Genomic DNA, 18,289 nt, shown 5'->3' with positions numbered 1-18,289 from the left:
AGGGGCCATTGAGGGGAAGTGGGGCCGCCACCCGCTCAGTTGCCCAGCCCCCTGAGCAACGTGCGGACCTCTTCGGCGGAGGACCCCGTCGGTTCCAGCAACAAGTACTGCTTGTAGGCCTCGGCTGCCTGGGAATTCTTTCCGGTGAACTGCAGCGCCATGCCCAGCGACAGCCAGGCCCGGGCGTTGGAGGCCTCCTCCTTGACCACCTCCTGGAGGAGCTTGGCCGCCTCGCGGTAGGCCCCGTCGGAGGTGAAGCCGTTGACCAGCGCGATGCCCAGCCCCGCCTTCGCCTCCGTGGCGGACGGCTTGAGCGCCAGCGCCTTGCGGTAGCTGCCCGCGGCCGACCGGAACCGCCCGGCAACGATGGCGGACTTGGCCTGCTTCACCAGCGTGGCGAACTCGACCTCCGGGTCCACGGCGGGTGCCGCGGGCTCTGGCGCCGCCGCGGGCTCCGTGGGCGCTTCCTCGGGAGTCTTGGGCGCCTCCGCGACCGCGGCGCCCGCGTCGGGCGTGGCGGCGGGAGGCTCCACGGGCGGCGGCTCGGGCGCCTGGGCCGCGGCTTCAGCGGGCGGCGTCTCTTGCGGCGGAGGCTTCTGCGTGGCCCCATTGCTGGAGGGCTGCGGCGCTTCCACCGCGGCGGGCGACGGTTTCGGCGGCGGCGTCTCAGAAGAGCTCCCGCCCGTGCCGACAACGACGGCAGCGACAGCCCCCATCAGCACCAGCGCCGCACCAATGATGAGGCCGGTGCGCTTGGGGCGTACCGCGCTGGCCACCGCGGCGTCATCGCCCGGCCGGGTGGCCGTCGACTGCGCCGCGGACTTCGCATCGGCAGGCTTCGTGGCCGAAGCCGACACGCCGTTGGTGGGCTTCGTCGACGAAGCCGGGACGCCATTCGCGGGGTTCGCCGAAGCGGCTGGCGCTCCATTCGCGGACTGCGTCGACGCGGCCGACGCACCATTCGCGGACGGGGCTGACGAGGCCGACGCACCATTCGCGGGATGCGTCGATGCGGCTGGCGCTCCATTCGAGGCATGCGCCGCCGAAGCCAATGCACCCGTCGCGGCATGTGCAGAAGCCGCCGACGACGCCGCACCCGTCGCGGGATGCACCGACGAGGCCAACGCACCGTTCACGGGAGGCGCCGATGAATCCAGCGCACCATTCACCGGGCCGGACGGCATGGCAGCAGCCGACTGCCCCGGCGAGCCCGTCGCGACAGCAACGTCCGCGGGAGACGTCGACGGCCCCACGGTGCTGGACAACGGCGCGCTCGGCGTAGGCGGCTCGACGGCCAGCTCGGGCACGCCATGCCCTGGATAGGGCGGAAGCGCGAGCTGGGGCGCGGCAGGCGCTTCCTCAGCCAAGGAAATGGGCTCGGCGTCGACGTGCACCGGTGCCACGGACGGCACCGGCGGCGTCACGTAGCCACTGCCGCTGACCAGCGTCACCTCGGACGAAGGGGGCGCGGGCGTCGGCGGAGGAACCGGCGGGAACGGGTTGGGCGCGATGGCCGCCCCACCGAAGATGGGCGCGCGCGGCGCAGGGGCGGGCTCGGTGGAAGCAGTGCTCGCGGAATAGGCGGGCGCCCGCTGCGCTCGCGCCGAATGCGACCAGCCGGAGCCGGGGCCCCAGGTGGTGGGCGCGCTGATGCCCTCGGTGTCCACCCGGCTCCAGTCCAGCAGCAGGCTGCGGCGCGCGTGCTCCACGGCGCGGTGGGCGGGCGGCGGCTCGACCAGGAAGGACGACCCCTCCTGCGCGGGGGGCAGCGCGTCCGGCGGCTGCGATGGGGCCTCGGGTTCAGGCGTCTTGGGCCGCGCGTGGAAGACGACCACGTTCGCCGGCTGCTGCGGCGCGGTGGGCGTTCGAGGCTGCGCTGCCGGCTCTTCCTCCACACCCGCGGGCGGCGCCAGCACGCTCTGCGGCATGGGCCGTGCCGAGGCCTCCGGCACGACGGGCGCGGCCTCGGGCGACGCTTCGGGCACCGCGGCCTCGGGGACAGGCTGCGGCGGAGTCTCCGGCGCGGGCGGCGCGGGCTCCACGGCCGAGCTGGCCGGCGGCGCCGTGTTGAGCCACTGCTCGATGCCGGGCTTGCTGCTCTGCACCGGCTCCAGCGGCGCATGGCCCAGCTCGCGGATGAGGCCCTCGAAGTACAGCTTGCTGATGATGCCCAGCGCGGCCAGGTCCTCGAAGTCCGAGTCCTCCACCACGCGGCTCAGGGCACGCTTGCCATCGAAGAGCCGCAGGAGGCCGTTCACCTCGTCCGGAATCTCCGACAGGCGGTCGGCGAGCTGGTGGTAGTCAATCTCGAACACCGTCTCGAGCGGCGGCAGCTGCTCGAGCATGCGGCCCCACTCGTCGAGGCGGCGCATGCCCTCCATCAGCAGACCCTGCGTGGAGATTTCGATGCGCTCCGGACGGTCCAGCGCGCTGAACTGCACCTCGAACTGCCCCTCGAAGGTGTTCAGCATCCGGTAAAAGGCGTTCTCGCCCTTGAGCCGTCCCAGCTCCGCGTCGATGACGCGGCCATCCTTGAAGTAGACGGTGCCGGTGCGCTCGCCCTGGATGTTGATGAGGCCCGTCTTGCGGCCAATCTCGAACGTCTGGACCAGGTCCACCACGCCCATGTCGGCGAGGCTGCCGGCGAAGCCGCCCTTCGTCGTCTCCCGCTTCTCGATCCTCTCCTTCTCCGCCTTCTGGAGGATCATCTTCACGCGGGTGACGATCTCTTTGATGTAGATCGGCTTGGTCAGGTAGTCGTCACCGCCGAGCTCCAGGCCGCGCACCTTGAACTCGACCGACTTCTGACTCGTCAGGAAGACGAACGGGATGAACTTGAAGCGCTCGTCGGACTTGAGCGTCTTGCACAGCTCGAAGCCGTCCATCTCCGGCATCTTCGTGTCCGCGAGCACGAGGTCCGGAGGGCTGATCTGGACCTTCTCGAGCGCATCCTTGCCGTGAATGGCCGTCGTCACGGAGAAGCCAGCCTTCTTCAGGCTGACCTCCATGACCCGGAGGCTCTTCGCGTCACCATCGACCAGGAGCAGGTGCTGCTTGGCCACGTTCCATGCCTTTCGTCACTGCAGACGGCCCAGGGAGCCTGACGCGGCAGCATCCTGCCCGCTTTCCAGGCATGTCAATGGGTTGGGCCGGTAGGGAGCCCGGCTGGCCTCCTGCTGGACAGGCGGCGAAAGCCAGGTGCGGGGGAGGGTCGAATCGGGCCTGGGTGGACTACCCGTACCCAGGGTGAGGCCTACCGCGTCAGCGGAAGAAGCCTCCCTTCTTCGGAGGGTTCTTCTTGCGCATGTCGATGAGCCGCAGCTCCTGGTTCGCTTCCAGGTGCTTGGGGTTTGCGCGCACCGCCTCGCGGAAGCAGCGCTCGGCGCGGTCCATGTCGCCCTCGACGCGGGCGATGACACCGAGCTGGTAGTGCGCGCGATCACAATTCGGGTCAGTTCTGACCGCGTCGATCATCATCTGCTTGGCCTTCGGCATGTCCGCCTTGCGCGCGGGGTCCATGTAGATGGCCCAGGCGCGGGCGGCCAGGTACATCGGCTTGGGGTCCAGGGCGTAGGCGCGCTCGTAGTGGTCCGAGGCCGTCGTGAAGTCGCGCTTGCGGAAGAAGACCTCACCCATCTTGTAGAGGTCATCGGCGTTGCTGTCGGCGCGGCCCTGCGGGCGAAGCACCGGGGCGGCGGGAGCCGCGGACGCGGGAGGCTTGGGCAGGGCCTGCTGGGCCTGGAGGTTCTGCTGGTACGTCTTGCGGCGCGCGTCGTCGTAGAGGACTTCGTAGGCCTCGCGGATGGCCTCGAACACGGCGGTGATCTTCGGCGCCATGTGCGGCAGCGACGGCGGCAGCCGGTCCGGGTGGAAGACCTTGGCCAGGTTGAGGAACGCGGTCTTCACCTGGTCACGCGTGGCGTCCTGCGGAACGCCGAGCACGTAGAAGTGGTCGCGCTTGGCCTGGACGTCCGCGTAGCGCTGCTCGAGTTGCTGGACGAGGCGCGCCTCATCGGGCCTGGGAGGCTCGGCGGCGGCTGGCGCCGCGGCGGGCTCGGGCGTGGCGGCGGCGCCCGGCACCGGGGGCGTGCGTCCACCGAGGACACCCATGTTCTCCATCGCGCGGCGCAACAGGCGCTGACGCCGGAGCTTTGCTGCCTCGTCGGGGTTGGAGGGATCAGCCGACACGTCGTCCTCGTCAAAGTCCCAGTCGTCCAGATCTCCGGACGGCTCGTCCCAGTCAGTCTGGCCACTTGGCCATGAGTTGTCACCGGGGAAGGCCCCCGATGGTGCAGGTGCTACCGGTTCGATGGTCGCTTCGACAATGGCCTCGACGGGGGGCTCGTCGAAACCCGCGTTCGCCTGATTGACATCCGAGCGGACGAGCGACTCCAGGTGCGAGTCTACCTGAAGGAGCGCGGCCTCGAAGGATGCCGTCAGCGTGTCGGCGCCCTCGTCCTTGTCGAAGGCGACGATGCGCCAGAGGTCCTCGTCACCCGACTTGGGCGCGGCCGACCCTGCCTTGACAGGCGTCGCCGCGGGCTGCTGCGTGGCCCAGTCGCTGCCGTCCTCCTCCTCCGGGGAGGCCTCCAGGAGGATGTCCGCGTCGTCTTCGGGCACGGGCAGGAGGACTGGCGGGCCTTTCGAGGAGGTCTGGGCGGACTGCGGCGAGGGCAGCGGCTCCGAGACGGCGACGGCGGAGTCCCACACCTCGGGTTCCGGTTCGACTTCCAGCAGCGGGAGCTCGGCCTCGGACTCCGTCGAGTCGGTGAGGGAGATCTGCGAGGTGCGCCAGGGCTCGTTCTGGACGGGGACGCGGTCCTGCGTCCGCGTGGGCGGCGTAGGACGCGGTGGCTCGTCCGCGAGCCAAGGCTCCAGCGGCTGCGACTTCGAGCGGCGCAGCGCCTCCTCCATGTCGCGGAGGAGCTCGGCCTGGGCTTTCTGCCGCGCGACGCGGATGGCATCGGGGCTTTCGGCCTGCGACGACAGGTCCAGCCCGGCAGCGCGCTTTTCGGGAGTGTCATCAGCCCAGGTGTCCGCCTCGGTGTCGGTGTCCTGCGCGGGCACTTCCGTGAGGAGGATGTCGCCCACGTCGAGCGTCAGGGCCTCGACGTCTTCGGGCGCGAGCTCGGGAATGGCTTGGGCGGACTGCGCGGCCTCCTGGGCGAGACGGGCCTCTTCGGCGACACGGGCCTGCTCGGCGGCGCGCGTCTCCTTGGCGCGACGGACGGCTTCCGCGCGACGGCGCTCGACCTCGAGGCGGACCGCCTCGGCCTGACGGGCCTCTTCGGCGCGACGGGCTTCCTCCTCGACGCGCGCGACCTCGGCGAGGCGGGCTTCCTCCGCGGCCCAGATCTCCTCGGCTCGGCGGGCCTCCTCCGCCACGCGGGCCGATTCGGCGAGCCGGCGCTCCTCCGCGAGCCGGGCTTCCTCGGCGAGGCGCTCAGCCTCGATGCGGGCCTCTTCCGCGAGCCGAGCCTCTTCGGCGAGGCGGGCCGCTTCGACTGCGCGCTCGGCTTCAATGCGGGCTTCTTCCGCGAGGCGGGCCTCTTCGGCCACGCGCTCGGCTTCAATGCGGGCCTCTTCCGCAAGACGTGCCGCTTCGGCTGCGCGCTCGGCTTCAAGCCGTGCCTCTTCCGCGAGGCGGGCCTCTTCGGCAAGGCGCGCCTCTTCAGCTAGACGCTCGGCTTCGAGCCGCGCCTCTTCGGCGAGGCGCGCCTCTTCGGCCAACCGCGCCTCTTCGGCGAGACGCTCTGCTTCAAGTCGGGCCGCTTCGGCCAGCCGCCGCTCTTCTTCAAGCCGCGCCTCTTCGGCGAGACGCTCGGCTTCGAGCCGCGCCTCCTCTGCGATGCGAGCCTCTTCAGCGAGACGCTCGGCTTCAAGCCGGGCCTCTTCCGCCAGCCGGGCCTCTTCGGCAAGGCGCTCCGCTTCGAGCCGAGCCTCTTCGGCAAGGCGGGCCTCTTCGGCGAGCCGGGCTTCTTCGGCAAGGCGCTCCGCTTCGAGCCGGGCCTCTTCGGCGAGCCGGGCTTCTTCGGCAAGGCGCTCCGCTTCGAGCCGGGCCTCTTCCGCGAAACGAGCCTCTTCCGCCAGCCGCGCCTCTTCCGCCAGCCGGGCCGCTTCAGCCAAGCGTCGCTCTTCTTCGAGCCGGGCCTCTTCCGCGAGACGAGCCTCTTCCGCCAGCCGCGCCTCCTCGGCTAGGCGCTCCGCTTCAAGCCGCGCCTCTTCCGCGAGGCGTGCCTCTTCCGCGAGGCGTGCCTCTTCCGCCAGCCGCGCCTCTTCCGCGAGCCGGGCCTCTTCGGCAAGGCGCGCTTCCTCAGCGAGACGACGCTCTTCTTCGAGCCGCGCCTCCTCCGCAAGTCGGCGCTCTTCTTCAAGGCGCGCCTCCTCCGCGAGACGACGCTCTTCTTCGAGCCGCGCCTCTTCGGCGAGGCGCGCTTCCTCAGCGAGGCGACGCTCCTCTTCAAGGCGCGCCTCTTCTGCCAGACGCGCCTCTTCAGCCAAGCGCCACTCTTCTTCGAGCCGCGCCTCCTCCGCCAGACGCGCCTCTTCAGCCAAGCGCCGCTCTTCTTCGAGCCGAGCTTCTTCGGCGAGCCGCGCCTCCTCCGCCAGACGCGCCTCTTCAGCCAAGCGCCGCTCTTCTTCGAGCCGAGCTTCTTCGGCGAGGCGACGCTCCTCTTCAAGGCGAGCCTCTTCGGCGAGACGCGCCTCTTCGGCCAGCCGCGCCTCCTCGGCTAGTCGCTCCGCTTCAAGCCGCGCCTCCTCCGCGAGTCGTCGCTCTTCCTCAAGGCGAGCCTCTTCGGCGAGGCGGGCTTCCTCAGCAAGCCGGGCTTCTTCTGCTTGGCGCTCCGCTTCGAGCCGGGCTTCCTCAGCAAGGCGGCGCTCCTCTTCAAGGCGCGCTTCTTCGGCTAGACGCTGCTCTTCCTCGATCCGAGCTTCTTCGGCGAGCCGGGCCTCCTCAGCAAGACGCTCTGCCTCGACCCGAGCCTCTTCCGCAAGACGCCGCTCCTCTTCAAGTCGAGCCTCTTCAGCTTGGCGTTCGGCTTCGAGACGAGCTTCTTCAGCAAGACGCGCCTCTTCGGCAAGGCGCTCGGCCTCAAGGCGAGCCTCCTCCGCGAGCCGGGCCTCTTCGGCGAGACGCGCTTCCTCAGCGATCCGACGCTCCTCTTCAAGAATCGCCTCTTCCGCGAGGCGCGCCTCTTCAGCTAGACGCTCGGCTTCGAGCCGCGCCTCTTCGGCGAGGCGCGCCTCTTCGGCCAACCGCGCCTCTTCGGCGAGACGCTCTGCTTCAAGTCGGGCCGCTTCGGCCAGCCGCCGCTCTTCTTCAAGCCGCGCCTCTTCGGCGAGACGCTCGGCTTCGAGCCGCGCCTCCTCTGCGATGCGAGCCTCTTCAGCGAGACGCTCGGCTTCAAGCCGGGCCTCTTCCGCCAGCCGGGCCTCTTCGGCAAGGCGCTCCGCTTCGAGCCGAGCCTCTTCGGCAAGGCGGGCCTCTTCGGCGAGCCGGGCTTCTTCGGCAAGGCGCTCCGCTTCGAGCCGGGCCTCTTCGGCGAGCCGGGCTTCTTCGGCAAGGCGCTCCGCTTCGAGCCGGGCCTCTTCCGCGAAACGAGCCTCTTCCGCCAGCCGCGCCTCTTCCGCCAGCCGGGCCGCTTCAGCCAAGCGTCGCTCTTCTTCGAGCCGGGCCTCTTCCGCGAGACGAGCCTCTTCCGCCAGCCGCGCCTCCTCGACTAGGCGCTCCGCTTCAAGCCGCGCCTCTTCCGCGAGGCGTGCCTCTTCCGCGAGGCGTGCCTCTTCCGCCAGCCGCGCCTCTTCCGCGAGCCGGGCCTCTTCGGCAAGGCGCGCTTCCTCAGCGAGACGACGCTCTTCTTCGAGCCGCGCCTCCTCCGCAAGTCGGCGCTCTTCTTCAAGCCGCGCCTCCTCCGCGAGGCGCTCCGCTTCAAGCCGCGCCTCCTCCGCGAGGCGCGCCTCCTCCGCGAGGCGACGCTCCTCTTCGAGGCGACGCTCCTCTTCGAGGCGCGCCTCTTCAGCGAGCCGAGCCTCCTCCGCGAGACGCGCCTCCTCGGCAAGGCGCTCTGCTTCAAGCCGAGCCTCCTCCGCCAGACGCGCCTCTTCAGCAAGGCGCTCTGCTTCGAGCCGCGCCGCTTCCTCCGCCCGTCGCCGTGCCTCTTCCTCCTCGCGCCGGAGCCGCTCGCGCTCCTCCCACTCCTCCACGGAGAGCGCCTGGACCCAGCCCTCGCGCTCCAACACGAGCAGCAGGGCCTCCTGCGCGGGCGTCAGCGACTCCGGCTCCCGGAACTCCGCCAGCGTCTCCAGGAACGCCCGCTCCGACGCATCCGTGAGCCACGGGCCACAGGCCTCGACATCTTCACAGCGGAACACCCGCGCCCCCGCGCCGTCACGAACCGGCGCCTCCAGCGCCGCGCGCACCACCCGCGCCCCCGCGATGGGCCGGAACTCCTCGGCCTCCACCGCCCCTGGCTCGAAGGCGGCGCGCTCGGCCAGCGCGCTCAGTCTCCGCACGTGCGCCAGGACCTGCTGTTCCGTCACCACCTCCGGAACTAGGCCGAACTCCTCCAGCGTCTCCTCGTCCGGCGCCCCCGCCCCACCCCGCGCCCACAGGGTATCCAGCGCCTCGGCCCCCAAGAGCCCGGACTGCAGCAGCGCCTGGGCCGGGCTCTGGTAGCCGAAGCCCAGCCGCGTCCCCACCAGGTCCCCTTCGCGCAGCAGCAGCCGGGACTCACGCCCTCCCGAGGAAAGCGTCAGCCACCCGGTGGCTCGGGACTTGTGGGCGGAGTACAGCGCTTCGGCGGCCTGCGACGGGGTCATGCGTCGCCGCAGTGTAGTCCCTCCACGCGCCCCCTCAACTTGCCGGGGGTGCCTGCCTGCCCGCTCCGGCGAAACGGACCTGTCGCAGGGCCTCGTAGGCCCCAATCCCCACGGACGTGGACAGGTTCAGGCTGCGCCGGTCCTCCAGCATCGGGATGGTGAGCGCCGTCCCCGTCCCCCCCTCCATCACCTCCGGCCCCAGCCCGGACACCTCCGAGCCGAACACCAGGTGGTCCCCCTCCTCGAACCGGGCCTCGTAGAGGGACTGCGTCGCCCGGGCGGAGAACAGCCAGCGGCGGGCGTCCGGGTAGTCCGCCACGTACGCCGCGTAGGTTGGATACAGGCGGAGAAATACCTTGTCCCAGTAGTCCAGCCCCGCCCGTTTGAGCTGCCGGTCGTCGATGGAGAAGCCCAGGGGCTCCACCAGGATGAGCCGGCAGCCCGTCACGGCGCACAAGCGGGCCACGTTGCCCGTGTTGGGGGGAATCTGGGGAGAAACGAGGACCAGGTGGAGAGGACGCGCCAGGGGCTCGAGCATGGGGTAGAAGGCGCTACATGCGCTGGAAGGTGAACAACGAGACGCGGCAACGGCTGCTCGCGGACCGGGCAGAACGGGCGAGCTCGTTCCTCCACCGGTTCAAGGGGCTCATGGGGCGCCGCTCGCTGGCCATGGGCGAGGGGCTCCATATCGCCCCCTGCAACTCCATCCATACGTTCTTCATGCGCATCCCCATCGACGTGCTGTTCCTGGACGCCCAGGGTCGCATCGTCAAGCAGATGGCCGCGTTGCCCCCCTGGCGGGCCACCTCGGTGTACTTCCAATCCCGCTCGGTCCTGGAGCTGCCCGCAGGTGTACTGGCGGCCAGCGGCACCCAGGAGGGGGACGTGCTGAGCTTCGAGCCGGCTCCCTGAGGCCCGGCCCGGGAGGCCCCCGCCTGTCTGGCCGGAATGCACGAGTTTTGACCGATTTCCGAGCGCTTTGTTAACCTCGGCCGCCTCTTTCCCGGCCTTTCTGAAGAGTTCTCGCGCATGCGCATCGAGGTAGCTGGCAGCACCCACGTTGGGATGAAGCGGAATCACAACGAGGACAACTTCCTGATGCTCCCGGAAGAGTTTCTCTTCTGCGTGGCGGACGGCATGGGCGGCCACTCGTCGGGAGAAATCGCCAGCCGCATCGCGGTGGACGAGCTCGGCGAGTTCTACAAGCTCACGTCCAGGGACCAGGACTGCACCTGGCCCTTCAAGATGGACAAGACGCGCAACTACGACGAGAACCGGCTGGCCACCGGCATCAAGCTCGCCAACGCGCGCATCTTCGAGAAGGCCAGCTCCGAGTCGAAGTTCAAGGGCATGGGCACCACCATCGTCTCGGTGCACTTCTGCCAGAACGCCGTCTACGTGGGGCACGTGGGCGACAGCCGCGTCTACTACTTCCGCGGCGGCACCCTGAAGCAGGTAACGGAGGACCACTCCCTGCTCAACGACTACCTCAAGGCGAAGAAGCTCTCGCCGGAGGAAATCGAGAACTTCCCCCACAAGAACGTCATCGTCCGGGCGCTGGGCATGAAGGAGAACGTCCAGGTGGACGTCTCCCGCGTGGAGCCGCAGGAGGACGACGTCTTCCTGCTCTGCTCCGACGGCCTGAGCGGCATGGTGACGGACGCGCAGATGCAGGAAATCCTCCAGCGCACGCCGGAGCTGGAGAAGGCCTGCTCGCAGCTCATCGACATGGCCAACGCCGCGGGTGGCAACGACAACGTCACCTGCGTGCTGGCCCGCTACCACGCCGCCTGAGCCGCGGCGCTCAGCGCCCGTTCAGCGGCGCGGCCACCCGGTGCGCTCCCCAGGCGAGCACCTCGGAGAGGGCCTCCCCCGGGGACACTTCGGTGTCCTCGAAGACGGCGGCCCGCTGGAGCCGCGCGCCGGGCGCCACCTGCGCCCCCGCCCCCAGGGACACGCCCGGCCCCACGGCCGCGCCCGCGGCCACCGTGGCGCCCCGCCCGACGTACGCAGGCCCCTCCACCGTCCCGTCCACGCGCGCCGTCGCGTGTGCCCACGTGCCGCCCGCGCCGCGCGCCGTGCCCGCCAGTGGGGAGTCCGCGCCCAGCCACTCCAGCCGCACACGCCCGGCGAGCACGTCCTGCACGGTGGCCAGGTAGCGCGAAGGCGTCCCCAGGTCGGACCAGTACCCGTCCACCCGGACGCCGCGCACCGTCTCGCCGGCTTCCATGGCGCGCACGTAGACGTCGCGGTTGATGTCCTCCGCGCCCTCCGGCGACATGAAGTCGAAGACGCGCGGGGACATCACGTGCACGCCGGTGAAGTGCCACGGCGACAGGCCCTCGCCGCCGGGGCCGAAGCCGGCGATGCGCCGCACCCGCCCCGCCGCGTCCAGCTCCACCGCGGCGTACTTCTCCCCGGCCGGCATGGGCTGGAGCACCATGGTGGCCAGCGCCCCCGACGCCTGGTGCACGGCCACCACCGGCCGCAGGTCCACCGGGTAGAGGATGTCCCCGTTGAACACGAGGAAGTCGTCGCCCGACAGGAAGTCACGCAGGCCGCGGATGCCGCCGCCGGTGCCCTGGATGACGGGCTCGTGCACCACGTGGAGGGGCAGCCCGGCGCGAGCACACTCCGCGCGGGCCACCTCCGCCATGGTGTCCGGCAGGTGGTGCGTGTTGATGCCGACCGCCGTCACGCCCGCCGCCTTCAGCACCGACAGGTGGTAGCGCAAGAGCGGCTGGCCCAGCAGCGGGAGCGCCGGCTTGGGCCAGCGCTCGGTGAGCGGACGCAGGCGCGTGCCCAGGCCCGCGCAGAGGACCATGGCCTTCATCTCAGGCCGCCAGCTCCGGCACGTACTTCGCCACCAGGTCCTGGAGCTTGCGCAGCTCCGGCCGCCGCGCGAAGCCCTCGCGCACGTAGCGCAGCGATGCGGGGATGGACACCAGGAAGCCCGGGTTGCCCTTCACCCGATTGATGAACTCGAAGCGGCCCGCATCCTTCAGCTTGCGCTGGATGGTGAGCAAATCGAAGAAGGCCTTGAACGACGCCGCGTCGATGCGCTCGCCGCTCACCTCCTCGAAGGTGGCGATGTAGCGGTCCAGCATCCGGTCCACGAAGTCGCGGTCCAGCTCCACGTAGCTGTCGCGCAGGAGCGCCACCAGGTCGTACTGGCGCGGGCCCTGGAGCGCGTCCTGGAAGTCGATGACGACCAGCTCGCCCTCCTTCACCATGATGTTGCGGCTCTGGTAGTCCCGGTGCGTGAAGCCCCGGGGCGCGGCGGCCAGCTGCCGGGCGATGTCCCGGAAGGTGGCGTCCAGCTCGGCGCGCTCGGCGTCGGTGGGCTTCTTGCCGCTCCACGCCTCCAGGCCCCACTCGCGGAAGTGGTGCAGCTCCCAGTCGTAGAGGTCCTCGTCGAAGGCGCGGGAGAAGGCGAGGCAGTCGGGGTCCTGCTGCTTCTCCGCCGCCGCGCGCAGGCGCGCCAGCAGGTCCACCGCGCGCGTGTAGAGCGCCTCGTGGTGCTTGCCGCCCTCCAGCGCGGACTCGAAGGTGATGTCGCTCAGGTCCTCAATCACCATCATCCCCGCCGGCTCGTCGTAGCGGAAGATGCGCGGCACGCGCACGCCCAGCTTCTCCAGGTAGCGGTGCACGTTGACGAAGGGCAGCTCCCTGGGCGGCTCCCCCTTGGTGGCCTCGTCGCTCTTCTTCGTCGAGTCGGGCGGCATCACCATCACCACCCAGCTCTCGGGCGGCGCGCCAACGCGGTAGTACGAGCGGCTGCTCGCTTCGCCCTTCAGCTTCGTGACGGGGGCGTTGGGAACGGGACGGCCAATGGCCTGTCCCACCTGGTCGCGCAGGGCGGCCTCGAGTTCCATATCGACGGGGTTCTCCGGAGGGGGTTGATGCAAGTCCCGCACGAGTATCGGAGGCGCGCCCACCGGGGTCAAAGCCCTGGCCAGGAGGATGCCCGGACGCCCCCCGGGCTGTCGCCAACCCGACGGGCGGCCAGACTTTCCCTCATCCACGTCCGGGTGCGTCGGAACACCCCGCCCCCCGGGGCGGGTTCATCACTCTCGGGGGCTCGAGGGGCCACACGCTGTCGACCGGGCCGGTGCGGCGGCATATAAGACGCGCCGCGAACCCTCATTTACTTACGGAAGCCGCGATGGACATCCACGAGAACATCCTTACCGCCATTGGCGACACGCCGCTGGTCAAGCTCAACAAGCTCGTCGGGCCGAACGACGCCACCGTGCTGGTGAAGTGCGAGTTCATGAACCCGGGCGCGTCCATCAAGGACCGCATGGCGCTCTACATCATCGAGAAGGCCGAGCGGGAGGGGAAGCTCAAGCCCGGCGGCACCATCATCGAGAACACGTCCGGCAACACCGGCATGGGCGTGGCGCTGGCCGCGGCGGTGAAGGGCTACAAGTGCATCTTCACCATGCCGGACAAGATGTCCCTGGAGAAGATCAACCGCCTCAAGGCGCTGGGCGCGCAGGTGGTGGTGACGCCGACGAACGTGCCGGCCGAGGACCCGCGCAGCTACTACGAGACGGCCAAGCGCCTGCACCGCGAGACGCCGGGCGCGTTCATGCTGAACCAGTACCACAACCCCGACAACATCGAGGCGCACTACCACACCACCGGTCCGGAGATTTACGAGCAGACCGAGGGCAAGTTCGACTACTTCGTCGCGGGCCTGGGCACTGGCGGCACCATGAGCGGCGCCGGCAAGTACCTGAAGGAGAAGATTCCCGACCTGAAGAACGTGGGCGTGGACCCGGAGGGCTCCGTCTACGAGGGCTACTTCAAGACGGGCAAGCTGACCGAGCCGCACGTCTACAAGGTGGAAGGCATCGGCGAGGACATGCTGTGCGGCGCCATGGACTTCACCCACGTGGACGACGTGCGCCAGGTCGATGACCGGCAGTGCTTCATCGCGGCGCGCCGCCTGGCCCGCGAGGAAGGCATCTTCGCCGGCGGCTCGGCGGGCGCGGCGGTGCACGTCGCGGTGCAGCTGGCCAAGGAAGTGGGCAAGGGCAAGACGATTGTCGTCGTGCTGCCGGACTCGGGCAGCAGCTACATCAGCAAGTTCCACTCGGACGAGTGGATGCGCGACAACGGCTTCCTGGAGGAGAAGGGCTCCGGCACCGTCCGCGACATCCTGGGCGACAAGCCCAAGGACGTGAAGACGGCGCGCCGCGGTGACAAGGTGGACCAGGTGGTGGAGACGATGCGCGGCCACGGCATCAGCCAGATGCCGGTGGTGGGCGACGACGGCCGCACGGTGGGCATGGTGCACGAGTACGACCTGCTCAACGCGCTGGTGGCCGGCAAGGCGAAGTTCTCCGACACCATCGACAACATCGTCGCGCCGCTCCAGGGCGCGCTGTCGCTCGACACCAGCATCGCCCGCCTGCGCGAAGTCTTCGCTCAGGACAACGTGGCGGTGGTGAAGGACGGCGAGAAGGTGGTCGGCATCGTCACCAAGATCGACCTCATCGACTACCTGCACCGCACGGCGGCGTAGTCCCCGGCGCACCCGCGCCAGGAAGCACGGAGGGCCTCCACGTTCCGCAAGTCGCGGGAGCGGGAGGCCCTCTGTCCTTCAGGAGGTGGGCGCCTACTGCGGGCGCCGGCCGAAGAGCACGTTGGCCAGCTCCGTCATCACCACCTCGTCCTTCTGGTTGCGCACCTCCATGCGCAGCTTGAGGGCGCCGCGGTCCGGCTTGCTGCGCGACGGCGTGGTGGAGACGACCTCCACGCGCACGCGCAGCGCATCCCCGGGGCGCACCGGCTTGAGCCAGCGCAGCTCGTCCAGCCCCGGAGAGCCCAGGCTCGCGGCCTGGCTCAGGAAGCTGTCCACCAGCAGGCGATGACACAGGGAGGCGGTGTGCCAGCCGCTGGCCACCAGCCCGCCGAAGATGCTGTCTCGGGCGGCCTCGTCACTCAGGTGAAAGGGCTGCGGGTCGAACCGTGTCGCGAAGGCGATGATGTCCTCGCGCGACACGACGAGGGGGCCGTGCTCGCTCACGTCCCCCGGCTGGAAGTCCTCGAAGTAGCGCATGGGCGCTACTTCAACGCGACGTGTCCTTGGATTCCAGCTCCTCCGGGTGGAACACGCGCGAAGCCACACGGTCCAACACCTCGGAGTTCCACTTGACGCTGGCCTTCATCAGCCGGCGCATCTCCTTGGCGAAGGTGCGCTCGTGCGGCATGCGGGTGTAGGTCCGGGCCAGGTAGAGGCCCCGGTTCTCCCGCTCGTAGTCCACGGTGCCGCCGCCCGCGTCCGTGCCCTCCCGCTCCTCCGCCTGGAAGCCCTCGATGACGCCGGGCTTGGGCGGCTCGCGGAAGCGGTACACCAGGGCGCTGCACTTCAGCGCCTGGGTGTCCTCCAACCACTCGAAGTACAGCGATGCGCCCCCCGCGGAGAGCCCGCCGAAGCCCTGGGGATTGATGCCCGGGCTGGGCGGCGTGCCCTCCTCGTGGAGAAAGCCCTGGACGAGCCGCTGCGCCGACTCCCGCGTCAGCGGCGTGTCGGGAGGAGCTGCGGGGCCCAGGCCTGCAATCCAGGACCGGAGCAGGCCAGCGAGGCCACTGCGGGGAGCGGTCGCCATGGGTTACTGGTTGAAGTTGCCTTCGCGGGCCTGCTCGAACGGCACGCGGCGCTTGAGGTACACGTCCTCGAACTTGTGGCCGTCGAACGGGTTGAGGTGGAACTCGTTGAACTGGTGGAGCTTGGAGCCCTTGCCACCGTCCGCGATGGGGTTCCAGGCGTCCGGGACGGGCCCCAGGCCGAACATGGCCGGGACCGGGTCGCCACGGTTCACGTAGTGCACGTAGTTCGGGCCGTCCGGGTACGTGGTGGCGGCGGCGCCGAACGTCTCCACGTTGATCTTCCCCATCAGCGCCTGGGCGTCCTGCTTGGACATCCCATCTTCGATGCGCAGCCGGTTGTACACGTCGTTCAGCGCGCGGCTGGAGATGAGGCCTCCCTGGCTGTGCGCCATCAGGTGCACGTCACGGCCCGCCTTGATTTCCGTGTAGAGCGCATCCGCCAGGGTGTCCACGGCGGGGTTGGTGCCCTTGTCCAGCTTGTCCTTCACGCACTGGGCCAGGTCCGCGCCCATGCCCTCGGTGGCGTTGTGGATGCCGATGACGCGCGAGCCCGTCGCCTCGGCGATGGCCTGGAGGCTGTCGTACTGGGCGTCCTTCGACGTCAGGATGCCGTTGACGTAGAGGACCGTCGACTCCGGGTTCGGGTTGTTGGCCGGCGTCACGCCCGGGATGTCCGACAGCGGGGTGCCCGGCGGGAACGTCTCGCCGCCCGCGCCCACCAGCTTGCCGTCGTGCACGCGGTCCGGCTGGTTGCCGCCGCCGAAGAACTCCTGCACGCCCCGGGCGGCGCCGCCGACGACGTTGCCCACGCCCCGGGCCGTGCCGGTGACGGCGTTCTCGAAGCCATCCACGAACTGGCCGACCTTGCGGCCACCGGCGGCCGCGGCGTCCTTCACGTTGTCGACGGCGTTGCCAACGGCGTCCTGCGTGCGGTCAATGGCCTTCTCGGCACCGGTACGGACCTTGTTGATGAACTTCCCGATGGGGTTCATGGGGGGCTCCAGGGCGATTCGAAAGGAAAGGACGACAGTGTGGGGATTATCGCCCCGGAGTCCCGGAAGTTGCGCTGCCCCTCACTTTGCCGCACCGCGGCGGAGGATCAGCGCCCGAAGACGCGGTCCGCCACCCGGTTCAGGACGGTGCTGCTCCACTCGAGGCTGGCCTTCATCAGCCGCTTCATGTCGTCGTTGAAGATGGGGATCTGCGGGGCCGTGGTGTAGGTGCGGCTGAGGAACAGGGACTTGTTCTCCGGCTCGAAGTCCACGGTGCCGCCGCCGGTATCGGTGCCGGCCTTCTGCTCCGCCTGGAATCCCTCCAGGATGCCCGGCTTGGGGTTGTCCCGGAACCGGTGGATGAGCGCGCTGCACTCCAGCGCCTGCTCCTTGTCGTGCCACTCGAAGTAGAGCTGGGCGTCGCCCAGGGCGATGCCACCGAAGCCCTGCGGGTTGATGCCGACGCTGTTGGGGTTTCCATTGGCGGCGAGGAACGCCTGCGCCAGCATCTGCGCTTCTTCACGGGTCATGGGGTGTCGGTCTCCAGGGGCACGGACTGCTGAGGCTTCAGCCTAGCAAATCGGCACGCCGCCTCCACCCTGGAGGAAAACGGCCAGGGCCTCCACACGCTGCGCGAAGGCGAGCGCGGGAGGCCCCGGGAGCGGCGCACGCGCGCCGGCCGTGTCACTTCGCGGCGTCGAGCGCCTGGGCCAGGTCCTCCACCAGGTCCTGCGCGTCCTCGATGCCCACCGACAGGCGGATGAAGCCGTCGGTGATGCCGAGCTGCTCGCGCGTCTCCTTCGGGATGGAGGCGTGGGTCATGATGGCCGGGTGCTCGATGAGCGACTCGACGCCCCCGAGCGACTCGGCGCAGGCGAACACCTTCACCGTCTTGAGGAAGGTGCGCGCCGCCTCCAGGCCGCCCTGGATGTCGAAGGTCACCATGCCGCCGAAGCCCTTCATCTGCTGCTTCGCCAGCGCGTGCTGCGGGTGGGACTCCAGGCCCGGGTAGGTGACCTTCTTCACCTTCGGGTGGGTCGCCAGGAACTGCGCCACCTTCATCGCGTTGGAGGCGTGGCGGTCCATGCGCACGTGCAGCGTCTTCACGCCGCGCAGCACCATGAAGCTGTCGAAGGCGCCGGACACGCCGCCCACCGCGTTCTGGAGGAAGTACATCCGCTCGGCCACGTCATCGCGGCTGGTGCAGACGAAGCCGCCCACCACGTCGCTGTGCCCGTTGATGTACTTGGTGGTGGAGTGCGCCACCACGTCGAAGCCGAGGTCCAGAGGGCGCTGGAAGTACGGCGTCATGAAGGTGTTGTCGGCGACGGAGAGGATGTTCCGCTTCTTGGCGACCTCGGCGATGCGGGCCAGGTCGATGAGCTTGAGCATCGGGTTGGTGGGGGACTCCACCCACACCATCTTCGTCTTCGGCGTGATTGCCGCCTCGAAGTTCTCCGGCTTGGACAGGTCCACGAAGGAGAAGTGCAGCCCGGCCCGCCGGAACACCTTGTCGAAGATGCGGAAGGTGCCGCCGTACACATCGTCCGAGACGACCACGTGGTCGCCCGAGTCCAGCATGTGCATCAGCATGTCCGTGCCCGCCAGGCCGGAGGCGAAGGCCGCGCCGTACTTCGCGCCCTCGAGCGCCGCCAGACAGTCCTGGAGCGCCTTGCGGGTGGGGTTCTGCGTCCGGCTGTACTCGTAGCCCTTGTGCTCTCCGGGGCCGTCCTGGACGTAGGTGGAGGTCAGGTAGACGGGCGTCATGATGGCGCCCGTGGTGGGGTCCGGCTCCTGACCGGCGTGAATGGCAAGCGTGTCGAAGCGCATGGCGGGGGACCTAACACAGACCCTCG

13 protein-coding genes are annotated in these 18,289 nt (G+C 69.7%); 3 read left to right on the top strand and 10 right to left on the bottom strand.

Going from position 1 to position 18,289, the window contains the following annotated elements:
* Positions 1-35: 35 nt before the first annotated feature.
* The 3 genes from VZL07_RS24805 to VZL07_RS24795 form a co-directional block, all read right to left on the bottom strand.
* A complete protein-coding gene (locus VZL07_RS24805; RefSeq protein WP_426750111.1) occupies positions 36-3,062 on the bottom strand; it encodes a response regulator in 3,027 nt (1,008 codons plus the stop codon).
* 199 nt (positions 3,063-3,261) lie between these two features.
* Complete coding sequence (locus tag VZL07_RS24800) at positions 3,262-8,820, bottom strand: J domain-containing protein (RefSeq protein WP_426750110.1); 5,559 nt, start codon at positions 8,818-8,820, stop codon at positions 3,262-3,264.
* A gap of 34 nt (positions 8,821-8,854) precedes the next feature.
* Positions 8,855-9,358: a tRNA (cytidine(34)-2'-O)-methyltransferase gene (locus VZL07_RS24795; protein ID WP_426750109.1), complete on the bottom strand. Its 504-nt coding sequence runs from the start codon at positions 9,356-9,358 to the stop codon at positions 8,855-8,857.
* Between the two features lie 17 nt (positions 9,359-9,375).
* Here VZL07_RS24795 and VZL07_RS24790 point away from each other — a divergent pair, with 17 nt between their 5' ends.
* Positions 9,376-9,732, top strand: a complete 357-nt coding sequence (locus VZL07_RS24790) for a DUF192 domain-containing protein (RefSeq protein ID WP_426750108.1) — start codon at positions 9,376-9,378, stop codon at positions 9,730-9,732.
* Positions 9,733-9,849: 117 nt separating this feature from the next.
* Positions 9,850-10,614, top strand: coding sequence for a Stp1/IreP family PP2C-type Ser/Thr phosphatase (locus tag VZL07_RS24785; RefSeq protein WP_426750107.1), 765 nt, complete (start codon positions 9,850-9,852; stop codon positions 10,612-10,614).
* A gap of 10 nt (positions 10,615-10,624) precedes the next feature.
* Here VZL07_RS24785 and VZL07_RS24780 read toward each other — a convergent pair whose 3' ends face one another.
* A complete protein-coding gene (locus VZL07_RS24780) occupies positions 10,625-11,653 on the bottom strand; it encodes a nucleotidyltransferase family protein (protein ID WP_426750106.1) in 1,029 nt (342 codons plus the stop codon).
* Position 11,654: 1 nt separating this feature from the next.
* The gene (locus tag VZL07_RS24775) at positions 11,655-12,695 is read right to left on the bottom strand and encodes an aminoglycoside phosphotransferase family protein (RefSeq protein WP_426750105.1); all 1,041 of its coding nucleotides are present in this window, start codon (positions 12,693-12,695) and stop codon (positions 11,655-11,657) included.
* A gap of 290 nt (positions 12,696-12,985) precedes the next feature.
* On the opposite strand from VZL07_RS24775, the gene VZL07_RS24770 reads away from it, so the two are divergent.
* Complete coding sequence (locus VZL07_RS24770) at positions 12,986-14,353, top strand: cystathionine beta-synthase (protein WP_426750104.1); 1,368 nt, start codon at positions 12,986-12,988, stop codon at positions 14,351-14,353.
* A 93-nt stretch (positions 14,354-14,446) separates the two neighbouring features.
* On the opposite strand, the gene VZL07_RS24765 is transcribed toward VZL07_RS24770, so the two are convergent.
* The 5 genes from VZL07_RS24765 to VZL07_RS24745 all read right to left on the bottom strand — a co-directional run bounded on the left by VZL07_RS24765 (position 14,447) and on the right by VZL07_RS24745 (position 18,263).
* Complete coding sequence (locus VZL07_RS24765) at positions 14,447-14,890, bottom strand: MaoC family dehydratase (protein ID WP_426750103.1); 444 nt, start codon at positions 14,888-14,890, stop codon at positions 14,447-14,449.
* A gap of 10 nt (positions 14,891-14,900) precedes the next feature.
* Positions 14,901-15,440, bottom strand: coding sequence for a hypothetical protein (locus tag VZL07_RS24760; RefSeq protein WP_426750102.1), 540 nt, complete (start codon positions 15,438-15,440; stop codon positions 14,901-14,903).
* Between the two features lie 3 nt (positions 15,441-15,443).
* Entirely contained in the window at positions 15,444-16,433 is a 990-nt protein-coding gene (locus tag VZL07_RS24755; RefSeq protein WP_426750101.1) for a hypothetical protein, read from the bottom strand.
* 107 nt (positions 16,434-16,540) lie between these two features.
* On the bottom strand, positions 16,541-16,963 hold the full coding sequence (locus VZL07_RS24750; RefSeq protein ID WP_426750100.1) for a hypothetical protein: 423 nt from the start codon (positions 16,961-16,963) through the stop codon (positions 16,541-16,543).
* A 154-nt stretch (positions 16,964-17,117) separates the two neighbouring features.
* The gene (locus VZL07_RS24745) at positions 17,118-18,263 is read right to left on the bottom strand and encodes a cystathionine gamma-synthase (protein WP_426750099.1); all 1,146 of its coding nucleotides are present in this window, start codon (positions 18,261-18,263) and stop codon (positions 17,118-17,120) included.
* Between the last annotated feature and the right edge of the window lie 26 nt (positions 18,264-18,289).

The sequence above is a fragment of the Pseudomyxococcus flavus genome, from assembly GCF_050038885.1.
Lineage (GTDB): Bacteria > Myxococcota > Myxococcia > Myxococcales > Myxococcaceae > Myxococcus > Myxococcus flavus.
Note: the sequence above shows the minus strand (reverse complement) of the source record. Positions and strands in the feature narration are given on the sequence as shown.